Origin of the sequence: Pseudomonas sp. SWRI92 (genome assembly GCF_014268685.1) — a bacterium.
In the GTDB taxonomy this organism is placed as follows: Bacteria; Pseudomonadota; Gammaproteobacteria; order Pseudomonadales; family Pseudomonadaceae; genus Aquipseudomonas; species Aquipseudomonas marvdashtae.
Genome location: NZ_JABWQY010000001.1, coordinates 284,599 through 299,596, shown reverse-complemented (window position 1 = coordinate 299,596; position 14,998 = coordinate 284,599). Strand labels below are relative to the sequence as shown.

The window sequence follows — 14,998 nt, the reverse complement described above, 5'->3', positions numbered from 1 at the left end:
TAGTGACCATATCTGTCAATCGTCACTATCTCCCGTACCGAATCCTTTCGCTCACCCATCGCCCGGTGGCATCAGACAATCAAACTGCACTTTCTGCAAGCTAAGAGAAGCCGGATTGACAGACTGTGACCACAACGTAATATGGTCACATCCATCCCAGCCCAAGGAACCTCAATGCCACCCTTGCGTCCCATTGCCCTTTTGATGAGCGCCAGCTTGATGGCGGGCTGCGCGGTCGGCCCGGACTACCAGCGTCCCGAGGTCCCACTTTCGAGTCGGTACCTGGGTCAGTCTTCGGTCGAACATTCTTCGGTCGAACAGAGCTCCGCGAGCACACCGGCCAACTGGGCCGCCTGGTGGGAAGGCTTTGATGATCTCACGCTCAACGGATTGGTCGTCCAGGCTCTTGGACAGAACCTGGACCTGGCACAGGCCTCGGCGCGACTCACGCAGGCACGGGCGGGCCTCGGCGCCGCCAACGCCGCTTTACTACCGTCGGGAAACATCAGCGGCCAAGCCGCGCGCGCTTATCAGTCGGTGGAAACGCCGCTCGGCCAGGTGTTGGACTCAACGCCCGGTTACGACCGGTACGGAAGTTCCTACGAACTCAACCTCGGCGCCAGTTGGGAGATCGACGCCTTCGGCGGCCTGCGACGCGGACGCGAAGCGGCATTGGCCGATTACCAAGCGTCCGAGGCGGGCGTAGCCGCCACGCGACTCGCCGTCGCCGCGCAAATTGCCGACACCTACATCACCTTGCGCGGATTGCAGAGCCGACTGGACATCGCGAACCGTCAAGTCAGAACGCAGCAAGACCTGCTGGAAAAAGTCCAGCTGCTCTACAGCAAGGGCCTTGCCGCCAGCTATCAGGTCCGACAGACCGAAGGGCAATTGGCACAAGTGCAGGCTACGGTTCCGATATTGCAGACTGGGCTTGATGCGGCCATGAACGCAGTCGATGTCCTGCTCGGCACACCGCCAGGCACCCATCGCCCGCAATTGGCTGCACTACGGGATATTCCTCTTGCCCCACAGCTAACGGCAACGGGAACACCGGCCGACCTGCTGCGGCGCAGGCCTGACCTGATGGTCGCGGAGCGGCGCCTCGCGGCTTCCAATGCGCGCATCGGCGAGGCCGTCGCCGAGTACTATCCGAAGTTCTCCCTCAGCGCCTTGCTCGGCAGCGCCACGGCGGTGTCCGGTGGCAATCTTTTCAGCAGCGGCGCCAGCCAGTCGGCGGGTGTGTTGGGCCTGCGCTGGAGGCTTTTCGATTTCGGCCGAATCAACGCTCAGATCGATCAGGCAAAAGGCCAGGAGGCCGAAGCGCTGGCCGCTTATCGCCAGTCCGTATTGCGCGCCACCGAAGAAGTCGAGAATGCCTTCAGCGCCTTGGTCAATCGGGAAACCCAGGCGACCACCCTCGCCCAGGGCGAAACGGCATTGACCCAGGCCCGGCAGTCATCGTTCGCTGCCTATCAGAAAGGCACCGCCAGCCTGATCGATGTGCTCAACGCCGACGACACGCTGCTGCGCACCTCCGATGCCCATGCCCAGGCGCGAACGGAGTCGGCACGGGCGGCGGTCGCGGCATTTCGGGCGCTAGGTGGTGGCTGGCAACCGCCTGAAGAGCTACCCGTAGCGACAAGGTGATTGTTTTCCAGAACAGTCACTTTTTCGCGACGTGAGCGGCCCTTCAGCCAACGTTCAGGGCATCAGGCTGCGCAGGATGAGATTGGAGGTGAGCGTGGGGGCTTGCTCGACGAAATCGAGGTTGTATTGCAGCAGCAGCGGATTGACGAATGGCCGCAGGGCCAGGTGAATGGCATCTACGGTTTCGTCCAGCGGTGTCTTGCGCTCGAACTCGCCGAGCTCACGCCCTTCGCGGACAATCTGCAGCACGAAGCTTTTGATCTGCGCGTTATAGACCTGCGAACTGGGCCAGTGCTCCGAGGCCGAAAACGCCGCGATGTCATAAAGTTTGCGGTCGTTGAAGAACAGGTCCACCCCAGTGGCCACCACGGTCTTGACCAGCCGACGAAAACGCTCCGTTGCTGACAGGCCCTCTTCGTTGATGGCCTTCTCGACGGCCGCAACGATAGTCGACAGGCAATTGGCACAGATGGCTTCGCCGATCGCCTGCTTGGAATCGAAGAATTTGTAGATGTACGCCTTGGAAAAGCCGATGGCCTTGGCCAGGTCGGAAACCGTGGTCTTGCCATAGCCATACTGGCTGAAATGTTCATTGGCTGCCGCGACGATCTGATCTCGAATGTCGTGATCGACTGGGCCGCGAGCGCCGGGGGAAATAACTGATGGCTGGTTCATGGGGGCAGCTTACGCATCCGCAAGGTCGGTGACAACTCATGACCCATGCAAGATATCGTCACTAACAGCGATGCAGAATTTGCTCGGCAGGACTGCCGACTCAACGTCGGCCGCCTGGAAATCAACGAAAAAAACTAGCTGATCGAGCGAGCTGCCTGAAACAGTATCTGCGCGACGAAATCGATTTCCTCTTCGGTAATGATCAGCGGCGGCAGAAAGCGCACAGTTGCGCCGTGACGCCCGCCAAGCTCAACGATCAAGCCGTGCTTAAGGCAGGCTTGCTGGAAGGCCTTGGCCCGTATCGAGTCCGCCGGTGGATGGCCCTGCACGTCGGGGGCGCCTTGTGGGTCGACGATTTCCATCCCGAGCATCAGGCCGCGCCCACGCACATTGCCGATCCAGGCGAACTCGTTTTGCAGCGCCTGCAGTTGGTTGCGCAAGTGGGCGCCCACCGTTTCGGCGTGCTGGACCAGGCCTTCATCGCGGATGAAGCGCAAGGTCGCAGTGCCCGCCGCCATCGCCAGCTGATTGCCGCGGAACGTGCCGGCGTGAGCGCCCGGCTGCCAGACGTCAAGTGAGTCGTTATACACCATGACCGAAAGCGGCAAGCCGCCTCCGATGGCTTTGGACAGGGTGATGACGTCGGGCGTGATACCCGATTGCTCGAACCCGAACATCCGGCCGCTACGGGCGATGCCGCACTGGATCTCGTCGACGATCAGCGGGATGCCATGAGCCTGGGTCAACCGGCGCAGCTCCTGCAGCCAACGGTCCGGCGCGGCGATCACCCCGCCCTCCCCTTGGATTGGTTCCAGGATCATTGCCGCCGGAGCAGTTACGCCGCTTTCCGGATCGTTGAGCAAGTGCTCCAGGTAACGGACATTCAGCGTAACGGCTTGATCGCCCGCTACACCAAATGGGCAGCGATAATCGTGAGGGAATGGCAAGCGCTGCACACCCGGCATCAAGGCGCCTAGGGCATTCTTTGGTGACAGGTTGCCGCTGATGGCCAAGGTGCCAAGGGTCATCCCGTGATAAGCCCCTTCGAATGCCAAGACCGAATGGCGTCCCGTGGCGGTACGGGTCAGCTTGAGCGCGGCCTCGACCGCATCGGCCCCACTCGGGCCACAGAACTGGATGCGTGCGTTACGCGCGAACTCGCTGGGCAGGCAGGCGAAAATTTCCTGGACGAATGCGTCCTTCACCGGCGTCATGAGGTCCAGTGTGTGCATCGGCACACCGGCAGTCATGACCTGCGTGATAGCTTCGATGATTACCGGGTGGTTGTGCCCCAGCGCCAGGGTTCCGGCACCGGCCAGGCAATCGACGAATACTTGCCCCCGGCTGTCTTGCACATAAATGCCATAGGCCCTTTCAAGCACCAGGGGAATGCGCCGCGGGTAACTGCGGGCGTTGGACTCCTGCTGTTGCTGACGCTCCAGCAGCGGCGTCGGATCGAGGCAGTATGGGCTCGACAGACCGGTATGCAACAGGCGTAGCTGTTGCGCGCCACCTGCTGTGACATTCGAAGAAGCACTCATGATTTCCTCCATGGAGGCTGGGTTTGGAAGGGACAAACAGCCTGGAACAAACATCCGGGAGCAACAGGCCGGGCGCGGGAAGATTGCCTTCCCGCGCCCGCGGGTTTACATGTCGTAGCTTACATGTCGTAGCGAAGGATCATCCCCACCGTGCGCGGTGCGCCGACGTCGATGATGGTGTCGTTGCGGTTGTTGGTGACGTATTCCTTGTCGAACGCGTTCTTCACGTAGGCGGACACCGCGACGTTCTTGGTGACTTTGTACTCGGTATTGAAGTTCACCAGCACGTAGTTGTCGCTGCGGCGCTCACCGGTGACGTTGCCGCTGGCATCGAACTCGTACTCCGAAGGCGCGGCGCTCTGGTAGACAACGTCCGTGCCGAATATCAGACGGTCGTCGAAGCGATAGACACCACCCACCGACATCTTGTACTTGGGCGAATAAAGGAACGATTCGCCGCTCATGTCCTGACCTTCGCCGGTGACGAAATCCTTGTATTTGCCATCGGTGTAGGCACCACCGACGTTCAGGGTCAGCTGTTCGGTAAGGTCTTTTTCGACGAAGACTTCCAGACCCTTGATATCGCTGCGGCCCGCATTGTAGATGCGTGCGAAGCTAGCGCCCCTTTCCAGAACACTGACTTGCTGATCTTTCCAGTCGGTGTAATACAGGTTGGCACGGGTACGCAGCGTCTTGTCGAAGAACGAGCCACGGTAGGAAAGTTCGTAGTTAGTAGTGTATTCCGGATCGTAAGCTTCATGACCGCCACCGGCTCGCACGTTGACGCCACCGCCACGATAGCCTTTCTGCACCATGAAACCGAGGTATTGATCGGTGGCCAACTCGTAATCGACACCGAGCTTCGGCAGTACCGCGTCAAACGACTTGCTGACTTTTCCCGAACTGGAAAAAGCGTCCTCTTCGATGTCAGTGTCGTTGGTCTCATGGTCATAACGAAGGCCGGTGATCAATGTCCAGCGCGGAGCAAACGTCCAGTTGATTTCGCCGAATACAGCCTTGTTTTCAATCTTGGTATCACCCTTGACCGTAAATAGATCAGCGCCGGACAACAAGCGGTCATGGAAGTTATTAGTGCTACGACCGTAGTACGCACCAACGAAGCTTTTCACCGTGTCCGAGGCGTAATTCAGGCGCAACTCCTGGCTAAACAGGTCGCCGTCCTGTTTGCGAAGAATGACATCGTTGGCTAGAGCGCTCTGGTCAAAATCCAGTCGAGCGCTATAGTCCGAACGGGTATTGGCGGTCATGCTCGTCAACGTCCAAGCATCGTTCAGCCGGTAGTCAATCTTGGCGCTCAGCGTATCCTGCTTGAGGTTGTCGAAGGCCTTGGTGTTGGACGAGATGTCGTAATAGCTCGGCTTGCCGTTGACGCGCATGGTCGAACGGTCGCCCTGACGGTGCTCGCTGTGGGCGTAGGTCAGCAGGACGTCGGTGTCATCATTGGGCAGGATCAGCAATTTGCCGCGCGTGTTGCTGGTGCGACGCGGGTTGGCGTCATCATTGAGCGCAGTGTTGCGGATGTAACCGTCACCTTCGCCATAGTCCACCGCGATACGCCCGGCGATCTTGTCATCGACGATGGCCCCGCCTCCGGCCACGGCCGCACCGCGCTCGCCGTCGTTGCCCACGTTGGTCTGCGCCGAGAAGCTCGGTTCGAAGGTGGGGTTCTTGGTCCGGATAACGACCGCGCCAGCAAGGGAGTTACGCCCCTGGGTGGTGGATTGCGGGCCAAGGAACACCTCGACCTGCTCCGCATCCCAGAGCGGGACCGGGCTGAGGGTCAGCGCGCGGTTCGGTTGCACGGCACCGTCGACATACACCGACACAGCACCATTGAGCGTCGCTGGGCCCTGATCGTCAAAACCGGACACCGGCACGCCACGAATGCCCCAGTTCTCGTTGCCGGCCTGGCTATAGACACCGGGCGTGCGGGCAAACACATCCACCAAGTCCTTGTCGCCGTGCTCGCGCAGATTCTTGTCCGTGACGACCACCACGCTGGACTGGGTCTTCTCGAGGGTGCGGTCGATTTTCTCACCCGAAACGGTGATCGGAGCGAGCTCCATCGCGTTGGACTCTTCAGCTGCCCAAGCACAGTTGGCCAGGCCTACCGCAGACCCTACAGCCAACGCAATTGTATTCTTTTTGAAATTCACGCCCCGCTCCCCTGCGACAGATATTTTTGGTTTTTTTAGCCGGCCTGACCGCCTGTTGGTACCAGCGGAGCGGAGTCTAATCCAAAAAAAAATATAAATAAACAGTATTGATAATCTCTCTCATTTGTACCTAATATGCCGTCTTGTATTTATCCAGATACATTACAGACGAGTCCTACACACCCGACCGCTGCGCTGCTTTCAAGGTCTTGTGACTGGTCGAAGAAGATAAAAGAGGATGCACAAGGATGACCTCAATCGAACACTTGGACGGGCGTCCTGCGCCTATTTCAGTGGCTTCCATGGATGAAGGCGCACCATCGTTGCCCGTCTTGGTACAGGCGGCGCCAGGTCAGTCGATTCACGATCTGGACGCCTCGACTCGCGACAGCCTGCCCCACCTCCTGGCTACGGTTGGCGGGGTTTTGTTCCGCGGTTTTGCCGTTGCCACGCCCATCGATTTCAAGCGCTTCGCCGCCAGCTTCGGTGCACCACTGGCCAGTTACGAATTCGGTTCCACGCCGCGTAGCAAAGTCTTCGCAGGGGTCTATAGCTCCACTGAATACCCGGCCCATCAATTCATCCCTCTTCACAACGAACAGGCGTACACCCGGCCCTGGCCTTCGCGCATCTGGTTCCACTGCATCAAGGCCAGTGAAACCGGGGGCGAGACGCCGATTGCCGACAGCCGCCTGATCTACCAGCGCATACCGGACGAGATCCGCGAGCTGTTCGCCAGCCGCGAGCTGCTTTATGTACGCAACTACAGTGGCGCCCTGGACCTTCCCTGGGAAAAAGTCTTCAACACCCTGGACCGCGCCCAGGTCGAACGCTACTGCCAGGACAACGACATCGAGTGGGAATGGAAAGCCGATGGTGACCTGCGCACCCGCCAGCGTTGCGCCGCGGTGCAGCAGCATCCCGAGACCGGCGAATGGGTCTGGTTCAACCAGGCGCACCTGTTCCATGTCTCGGCCATCGAACCCAGCGTACGCGCCAGTCTGCTGGCGGCAGTGGGTGAGGAGAACCTGCCGCGCCATGTCTATTTCGGCGACGGCTCGGCCATTGCCGACGACATGCTCGATACCGTGCGCGAAGTCTATCGCCAGACTGCCGTCAGCTTCCCCTGGCAGCCCGGCGACATCCTGATGCTCGACAACCGACTGGTGGCACACGGTCGCAATCCTTTTACCGGTGACCGTAAAGTCATCGTGGCCATGGCGTGAATTGAACATGTTTTCCTTCGAACACTGGATCGACGTGCTGGAAGCCAACGCCCAGCTTTTTCCTCAGCACGCCGCACTGCACTTTTTGCCAGACGGCGTCGAGATCGGCGAATCCCTGACCTTCTTCCAATTGCACGAGCAGTCCCAATCCCTGGCGGCCGCGCTGCAAGCGCGCTATGCACCGGGCGACCGCGTGCTGTTGATGCTGCCCAGCAGCCTCGACTACGCCCGCGCCTTCTGCGCCTGCCTGTATGCCGGCCTGATCGCGGTGCCGTTGTTCCCGCCGCCGTCGCGCAAACCGCGTCACCTCGACCGCGTCCGCAATGTAGTGGTGGATGCCGAGCCGGCGCTGATTCTCGCCCCGGCGGAGTATTGCGAAGGCTTGTTGGAACTGGCGGAGGGTCGCGTCGATGTGCTGACCGTCCAGGCTCTTGGCACGCCACCGGCCAGCCAGTGGCTACGCCCGGCCATCGACGGTTCGACCGTGGCCTTCCTGCAATACACCTCCGGCTCCACCGGTTCGCCAAAGGGTGTCGAGGTGCGTCAACGCAACCTGATCGCCAACGTCGAACTGATGCGCCAGGCCTATGGTTTCGATGCACAAGGCGCCATGGTCAACTGGCTGCCGCTGTACCACGACATGGGCCTGATCGGCGGCATGCTGGCGCCGCTCTACAGCGGCATGCCTTGTTATCTGATGGCTTCCCAGACCTTCGTCAATGCGCCATCGGCCTGGTTGCAGGCGTTGAGTCGCTACCGTGCCACCGCCAGTTTCGCTCCTAACTTCGCCTACGCCCTGTGCAACCGGGTGGTCAGCGACAACCTGATCGCGCAGCTTGACCTGAGCGCCTGGAAACACGCGATCAACGGCGCCGAACCGATCCATCCCGGCACCCTGGAAGCGTTCGTCCAGCGTTTTTCCGCCTGTGGCCTCAACCCGTTGGCCATCAGCCCCGGTTATGGCCAGGCCGAAGCGACCCTGTGCGTCAGCGCCACCCCGGCCGACGCGCTGCCGGTGGTGCTGCGCCTGGACAAGTCCGTGCTGGAGACCGGCCGTGTGGCGCTGGCGGCGGCCGGTGCTGCCGCCGTGGAGTTCGTCGCCTGCGGCTACCCGCAAGCCTTGCACAGCATCGCCATCGTCGACCCGCAGACCTATGAGCGCTGCGCCCCTGACCGCATCGGCGAAGTCTGGCTCAAGGGCCCGAGCAACGCCGAATCCTATTGGAAGAATCCCGAGGCCACTCGCGAAGCCTTTGAGGCGCGGATCGCCGGCTCATCGGAGCATTACCTGCGCTCCGGCGACCTGGGTTTCATGCACGAAGGCCAGGTCGTGATCTGCGGGCGGCTCAAGGACCTGTTGATTCTCAACGGGCGCAACCTCTATCCCCACGACATCGAATTCGCCATTACCGACGCCGAGCCGGGCATCCGCACCGGACGCATCGCCGCTTTCTCGGAAATGGACCCGGCACTGGGCCGCGAGAAGCTGGTGATCGTCGCCGAGCCGCAGCGCAAATTCGTTGACCCGGCCCATCACCCGGCGCTGTTCGCGTCGATGCAAAACGCCGTGCGCGAAGCCGCCGACTGTGGCATCGACCAGATCGTGCTGGTGCAAGCCGGCACCATCCCGATGACCACCAGCGGCAAGATCGCCCGTCAAGGCGCGCGTAAACAACTCGCTGCGGGCACGTTGAGCATCATCGCCCAGAGCGGTGGGACCCTGGCCTCGAATGACGAAGCCCTTGACCTTGCCCAGCTCAAGCGCCTGGCCACTGAAACACCGCAACAGGCCCAAATCGCCTGCCGTCAATGGTTGGAACAGACGCTTCACGCGGTCAACCCGTATTTTTCGGCCGACTTCGACCGCAGCCTGATCGGCCAGGGCCTGGATTCCATCGGCGTCGCCGACTTCGCCGCGCGCCTGCACCGGGACCTGGGCTGGAGCCTCGATACCCATGAGTTGTTTGGGGAAACCACCCTCGGACAATGGGCGCTCGCCCTGCAAGGCTTCCTGAATCAACCGGCGCCAACAGCCGAGGTTGCGTCCGTGCAGGCCCGCCTCAGCCAGGCGCATCAATCGTTCGCCCAGCGTCGCCTGTGGTTCCTGCGCCAACTGAACCCGGACGACACGCGCCACAACCTCGTACTGCACTTGCGCTTGCAAGGTCCACTGGACATCGAGACGCTCTCCCTGCGCCTGAACACGCTGGTCGAGCGTCACGGCGTGTTGCGCACGGTGTACCGCGACGGCGTCGATGGCCCGCAACAACAGGTGCTGCCAGCCACGCCTGTAGCGCTGGTCCAGCATGACTTACGTGACCGGAACGAAACCCAGCAACAGCAGGCGCTGAGCCAGCGTTTGGCCGATGAACACGCCACTCCGGTGGATCTGCAAGCCGGCCCGCTGCTGCGCGCGCAGTTGCTCAGCAGAAATGACCAACAACATGACCTGCTGCTGACCCTGCACCACATCGCCTTCGACGGACGCTCGGCGCAAGTGCTGCTGGCGGAGCTGGCCGCTACGGTGGGCGCCGGGCTGCCGGGGCAATACCTCGATTTCGCTCAATGGGAAGCCCGGCACTGGAGTGAACAGCGGATCGCCAGCGAGCAGGACTTCTGGCGTGGATACCTGGCCGACATGCCACAAACCCTGGAACTCGGTGGCAGCGGCCCGGCCCCGGGCAAACACAGCCTGAACTTCAACGTGTCCCAGGCCCGCTGCGAGCGCTTGGCTGAATTGGCCCGCGAACAAGGCATGACCTTGTTCATGCTGCTGCTCGCCAGTTACCAACTGGTGCTCAAGCAACTGGGCGGCCAAGCGCAATTTTTGCTGGGCACCGACGTCAGCGGCCGGCCATTGGCCGAGCACAACGACGTCATCGGTTTCTTCGTCAACCAGTTGACCTTGCGCTGTGACCTGCGCGGCGAACCGACCCTGGCCGATTTCCTCGAGCAGGTTCGCGATGAAGCGCGCCAGGCCTACGCCCATCAAGGCCTGCCTTTCGACCTGGTGGTCTCGGCCCTCGCGCCGCAGCGCCGCACCGGTCACTCACCGCTGTTCCAGGTCAAGCTCAACTATCAACCGTCGCGGGTGTCCCCGACCGCCATTGCCGGCGCGCAGTTGTCTGCGCTGGTCGTGGCCCAGGCACCGGGGGACTTTCACTTGGTGCTCGACCTCGTGCATGGCAGCGAGGGCCTCGCCGCAACCCTCAAGTATCGCGGCGAATACTTCGACCAAAGCCGTGCGTTGCGCCTGCAACATCTGTGGACGTGCCTGCTGGAGCAACTCCCCACCCTGCTGGACGAGCCGCTGCCGGCGCTGGCCAAGCGCATCGGCAGCTGGGACCAGGCCTTTGCCCGTGAGCGGCAACAGTCCCAGGCGCTGGCCGGTCGCAGCCAGATGATGCAAGCCAAACGTCGCTCCTTGTCCCTTTAACCGAGTCGGATGCCGCTATGTCTATCGTGCCCCCATCGCCACGCGCCCTCGGCGCAGTGCGTCGCAAAGCCATGAACGTCTCGGAACAACAGTTGGTGACCGAGCGCCTGCTCAGCCCGGACCACGCCCTGCCGCTGGTGATCGAGCCAGCCGTCAGCGGTGTCGACCTGGTTGCCTGGGCCGCACGGGAACGCGAGTCATTAGAAAAGAAACTGCTGCAATATGGCGCCCTGCTGTTTCGCGGCTTCAACGTCACGTCCGTCGAGCAGTTCGACCAAGTGATCGCCGCGCTTTCCCCTGGCGCGCTGGAATACATGTTCCGCGCCTCGCCCCGGACACGTGTCGGCGGCAATATCTACACCTCGACCGACTACCCGGCCGACCAAATGATCTTTCCCCACAACGAGCATTCCTACTCACCACGCTTCCCCCTGCGGCTGTTCTTCTATTGCCATCTTCCGTCCGAAACCGGTGGTGAAACACCGATTGGCTCGACCCGCGCCGTCAAGGCCAGGATCAGCCCGCAGATTGAAGCGCGGTTCCGGGAAAAAGGCGTGTTATACGTGCGCAACTACGGCGACGGTTTCGGCCTGCCGTGGCAGACCGTATTCCAGTCCGAAGACCGCAGCGAAGTGGAAGCCTACTGCGCCAGCGTCGGCATCGAAGTGGAATGGAAAGACAACAATCGCCTGCGCACCCGTCAACGCGGGCCGGCCGTGGTACGCCACCCGCGCACCGGCGAAGAGGTCTGGTTCAACCACGCCACATTCTTCCACATCAGCACTCTGCCCGAGCGCATTCGCGATTCGTTGCAAAGCAATTTCAACGACCTCGACCTGCCCACCAACACCTTTTATGGCGACGGCGAGCCAATCGAGCCGCAAGTCCTGGAATCGCTGCGTGCGGCGTACCTCAATTCGTTGGTGCGCTTCAGCTGGCAGCAGGGGGACGTGTTGTTCATCGACAACATGCTCGCCGTGCACGGTCGCGAACCCTTTACCGGCAAGCGCGCCATCATGACCGGCATGGCTGAAGCCCTGCTGTCGAGCGACGTTGCCGTCTGACATTCAACGAGGCCACCCGCCGTGCGCAGGTGGCTTGCCCGACGCATGTCCAGCAAGCCCCAGCGTCTGTGCGGTGATCCAGGCTCAAGCCCTTTTCCAGTCGAGATGAACATGAGCGGACTTCAAGGTTTTCGTATTTCCCCGCAACAGGCATCGGTGTATCCCCACATCAACGGCGCGGCGGAGCACCCGTTCAGCTGTCATTTGCAATGGTCGCTGTCGCAACCGCTGGACCTCGATGCCCTGAACAACCGCCTGCAGGCCTTGGTGGCCGGCAGTGAAATCCTGCACACGCGCCTGATGCCCGTGCCCGGCCTGCGCCACCCGGTGCAAGTGATTGATGAAGCCGCTGCGCTGGCGGTGAACCTCCAGGACCTGCGCCAGCACAGCCGCGCCGACCAGGACGCGGCCTTGGCTCAATTCGCCAGCCAGCCTCGCGACTGGACGAACCCTTTATGCGTGACCCTGGTGCGCCTGGACGACGAGCAAACTGTCCTGGACCTGGCCGCGGCCAGCAGCCATTTCGACCTTGCCAGCCTGAAATGGCTGGCCGCTGGATTGCTGCACGACACCGCACCGGACCTATCCGAAACCTTGCAGTACGCCGACTACGCCGAATGGCGCTGGAGCCTGGTTGAAGACGCGCCGGACCACCCGGGCGTGAGCTTCTGGACACCGTCGGGGGAAACCGAACAGGCCACGTTGCAACTGCCCCTCGAATCGACGCTCGAAGGCGGGTTCGCGCCGATCCGATTGGACCTGACACTGCCGACCGACCTCGCCCGCCACCCGGCACTGACCTCGGATTTGCTGCTGGCGGCATGGGCAGCGGTGCTGGGACGCCTGGCCGGCCAGCAACAGGTGCCGCTCACCCTGATTCATGAAAGTCGCGGCGCGGAACTGGAAAACACCCTGGGGCTGTTCGAGCAGTGCTTGCCCGTGCGCATCGAGCTGGACGCCCAGGCGACCTTGCTGGCGCAAAGCACCCAAGTGGCCGCCACCCGGGAACGGGCGATCGGCTGGCAAGACTATTACACCGGCACCCTCAACGGCGGGTACGCCTTTGCCTGGCGCTCGGGCGATGCCCAGGAACGTCATGCCAGCGCCGTGATGAACCCGCTGAAGGCGTGCCTGAACGTGCGCCAGTTGCCCGGTAGCCTGCACGCGCAGCTGGTCTATGACCGCCATGCCCTCAGCGCCGAAGCCGCCGGCTGCCTCGCCGAGCAATGGTTGCAATTGCTGCAAGGCGCCCTGGCCGAACCGCAACGGGCCTGGGCGCAGTTGCCCCTCGGTGGAGCGCTGCAATCGCAGTTGATCGGCACCGGCGTGGACGTGCCGTCCATCGAACCGGTGACGCTGGTGGAATTGATTGCTCGTCAAGTTCGTCAACAACCGAACGCCATCGCCCTCAGCGACCAGCACGGCGACCTGAGCTACAGCCGCCTCGATGCCTGCGCCACGCAGTTGGCCCATCGACTGGTCGCCGCCGGCATCGGCCCCGGGGTGCCGGTCGGCATCCTGTTCGCCCGCAGCAACGCGGCCACTGTCGCCATGCTCGCCGTCCTGAAAGCCGGTGGCGCCTACATGCCCGTCGATCCGACCTACCCCGCCGACCGCCGCGCCTACATGCTCGCCGACAGCGCCATCGCCCACATCGTGGTCAGCGCCGACCTGGCCGACAGCGTGCCGGCTGACCTGCAACGCTTCGTGCTGGATGACCTGGCAACACCCGACCTCGGCGATCTGCCGGCACTGCCGTTGCCAGACGCGAACGACCTCGCCTACTTGATCTACACCTCCGGCTCTACCGGTGCGCCAAAAGCCGTGGAAATCAGCCACGGCGCGCTGAGCTACTCGACCCAGGTGCGCATGGCCACGTACGAAGCCCCGGTGCGCGCCTACCTGCTGCTGTCGTCGTTTGCCTTCGACAGCTCGGTCGCCGGGATTTTCTGGACCCTGGCCCAAGGCGGACGCCTGGTGTTGCCCGCGCCGGGTGAAGAACTGGAAATGGCCCGCCTGGCGCAGCTGATTGTCCAACATCAGGTCAGCCACGGCCTGTCATTGCCGTCGCTGTACCAGGCCCTGCTCGATCAATTGCAGCGCAGCGGGGAAACCCATCCCCTCGCCTGCTGGATCGTCGCCGGCGAGGCTTGCCCGCCGTCGCTGATCGCGCAACACAGCAAGACCCTGCCACAGGCCCGGCTGGTGAACGAATACGGCCCCACTGAAGCGACGGTCTGGGCTACCTATGAAGTGCTGGAGCCGAGCCGGAACGTCAGCATCGGCCGCCCCATCGCCGGCATGGACCTGCGCCTGCTGAACGAATTCGACACCGCTTGCGCCATTGGCGAACCGGGTGAAATCGTCCTCGCTGGCCCGACTCTGGCCCGCGGCTATCGCAACAAACCCGAAGAAACCGCCAAGGCCTTCGTCACTCTGGCTGACGGCACTCGCGCCTATCGCACCGGCGACCTGGCGTGCTGGTTGGCCGACGGGCGCTTGGCGTTCCTGGGGCGCAAGGACCATCAGGTCAAGGTGCGCGGCTACCGCATCGAGCTGGGTGAAATCGAGCGTCAACTGTGCAACCACAGCGACGTGCGCGAAGCCGCAGTGATCGTCCAGGAACAGGCCGCCGGCAAACGCTTGCTCGCCTACATCTTGGCCGCCCACGGCTACGCACCGGATTCGGAGGCAATCAAGCGCTTCCTCGGCGAGCGCCTGCCGTCGTACATGGTGCCGGCCCTGGTGCTGACCCTGGCGAGTTTTCCGCGCACGCCCAACGGCAAGCTCGACACCCGCCAGTTGCCCGATCCGGACCAGCTCGACGAAAGCGCCCATGTGGCGCCGCGCAACGCCATGGAAACCACGTTGCAAGCCATCGTTGCCAAGGTCTTGAAGCTTTCCACGGTGAGCGTCACCGACAATTTCTTCGCCATCGGCGGCGACTCGATCCTGAGCCTGCAAGTGGTGGCCCAGGCCCACGAGCAAGGTATCGCGCTCTCGGCCAAGCAAGTCTTCGAACGCCAGACCATCGCCGCCATGGCCGAGGTCGCGCAAGCGCTGGACCCGAGCGCCGCCGAGCCGCAAGCCGACAGCACCGAGTTCAGCGCCTCGGGCCTGTCCGATGATGAAATGCAAGCGCTGATGGCCGAACTGAACGAGGCCGACCTGTGAACGGCTCCTTGCGTTGCTACGCCATCACCGTTGCCCCTTTTTACGCAGGACGCTT

General features: G+C 62.4%; 8 protein-coding genes. 5 read left to right on the top strand and 3 right to left on the bottom strand.

All coding sequences use genetic code 11. From position 1 onward, the window contains the following. The first annotated feature begins 174 nt into the window (after nt 1–174). A complete protein-coding gene (locus HU762_RS01090) occupies nt 175–1,650 on the top strand; it encodes an efflux transporter outer membrane subunit (protein WP_186631711.1) in 1,476 nt (491 codons plus the stop codon). Nucleotides 1,651–1,704: 54 nt separating this feature from the next. Here HU762_RS01090 and HU762_RS01085 read toward each other — a convergent pair whose 3' ends face one another. The 3 genes from HU762_RS01085 to HU762_RS01075 form a co-directional block, all read right to left on the bottom strand. Then, nucleotides 1,705–2,325 carry a TetR/AcrR family transcriptional regulator gene (locus HU762_RS01085; protein ID WP_186631708.1) on the bottom strand — a complete coding sequence of 207 codons (621 nt, stop codon included), beginning with the start codon at nt 2,323–2,325 and terminating at the stop codon, nt 1,705–1,707. Nucleotides 2,326–2,459: 134 nt separating this feature from the next. Continuing rightward, nucleotides 2,460–3,866, bottom strand: coding sequence for a diaminobutyrate--2-oxoglutarate transaminase (locus tag HU762_RS01080; protein ID WP_186631705.1), 1,407 nt, complete (start codon nt 3,864–3,866; stop codon nt 2,460–2,462). Between the two features lie 119 nt (nt 3,867–3,985). Beyond that, nucleotides 3,986–6,043 carry a TonB-dependent receptor gene (locus HU762_RS01075; RefSeq protein ID WP_186631702.1) on the bottom strand — a complete coding sequence of 686 codons (2,058 nt, stop codon included), beginning with the start codon at nt 6,041–6,043 and terminating at the stop codon, nt 3,986–3,988. A gap of 248 nt (nt 6,044–6,291) precedes the next feature. Here HU762_RS01075 and HU762_RS01070 point away from each other — a divergent pair, with 248 nt between their 5' ends. From HU762_RS01070 to HU762_RS01055, 4 genes are all read left to right on the top strand, one after another. Next, nucleotides 6,292–7,269 carry a TauD/TfdA family dioxygenase gene (locus HU762_RS01070; RefSeq protein ID WP_186631699.1) on the top strand — a complete coding sequence of 326 codons (978 nt, stop codon included), beginning with the start codon at nt 6,292–6,294 and terminating at the stop codon, nt 7,267–7,269. Between the two features lie 7 nt (nt 7,270–7,276). Then, nucleotides 7,277–10,705 carry a condensation domain-containing protein gene (locus tag HU762_RS01065; RefSeq protein WP_186631696.1) on the top strand — a complete coding sequence of 1,143 codons (3,429 nt, stop codon included), beginning with the start codon at nt 7,277–7,279 and terminating at the stop codon, nt 10,703–10,705. A 17-nt stretch (nt 10,706–10,722) separates the two neighbouring features. Beyond that, complete coding sequence (locus HU762_RS01060) at nt 10,723–11,769, top strand: TauD/TfdA family dioxygenase (protein WP_186631693.1); 1,047 nt, start codon at nt 10,723–10,725, stop codon at nt 11,767–11,769. 111 nt (nt 11,770–11,880) lie between these two features. After that, complete coding sequence (locus HU762_RS01055; protein ID WP_186631690.1) at nt 11,881–14,943, top strand: amino acid adenylation domain-containing protein; 3,063 nt, start codon at nt 11,881–11,883, stop codon at nt 14,941–14,943. The last annotated feature ends 55 nt before the right edge of the window (nt 14,944–14,998 follow it).